The 416-nt window shown below is 51.2% G+C and carries 4 tRNA genes; all 4 read left to right on the top strand.

Annotated elements, in window-relative coordinates:
• The first annotated feature begins 37 nt into the window (after window positions 1–37).
• Window positions 38–113 (top strand) — tRNA-Val (locus HMPREF3134_RS08415).
• A gap of 20 nt (window positions 114–133) precedes the next feature.
• Window positions 134–209 (top strand) — tRNA-Thr (locus HMPREF3134_RS08410).
• A gap of 6 nt (window positions 210–215) precedes the next feature.
• Window positions 216–299 (top strand) — tRNA-Tyr (locus tag HMPREF3134_RS08405).
• Window positions 300–308: 9 nt separating this feature from the next.
• A tRNA-Trp gene (locus tag HMPREF3134_RS08400) sits at window positions 309–382 on the top strand.
• Window positions 383–416: the final 34 nt, after the last annotated feature.

The following is a 416-nucleotide window of genomic DNA, read 5'->3' as shown; positions in this document are numbered from 1 at the left end:
TAACACGGGTTCGAGTCCCGTAGGAGTCACCATTATTGGAGAATTAGCTCAGTTGGGAGAGCATCTGCCTTACAAGCAGAGGGTCGGCGGTTCGAACCCGTCATTCTCCACCATTTTATCAAAACAATATATTGCCGGCCTAGCTCAATTGGTAGAGCAACTGACTTGTAATCAGTAGGTTGGGGGTTCAAGTCCTCTGGCCGGCACCATCTCATGGAGGGGTAGCGAAGTGGCTAAACGCGGCGGACTGTAAATCCGCTCCTTCGGGTTCGGCAGTTCGAATCTGCCCCCCTCCACCATCTTAATTTAGGGACATAGTTCAACGGTAGAATAGAGGTCTCCAAAACCTTTGATGTGGGTTCGATTCCTACTGTCCCTGCCATGGCGGTTGTGGCGAAGTGGTTAACGCATCGGAT

It is taken from the genome of Staphylococcus sp. HMSC14D10 (genome assembly GCF_001808125.1).
Lineage (GTDB): Bacteria > Bacillota > Bacilli > Staphylococcales > Staphylococcaceae > Staphylococcus > Staphylococcus haemolyticus.
Note: the sequence above shows the minus strand (reverse complement) of the source record. Positions and strands in the feature narration are given on the sequence as shown.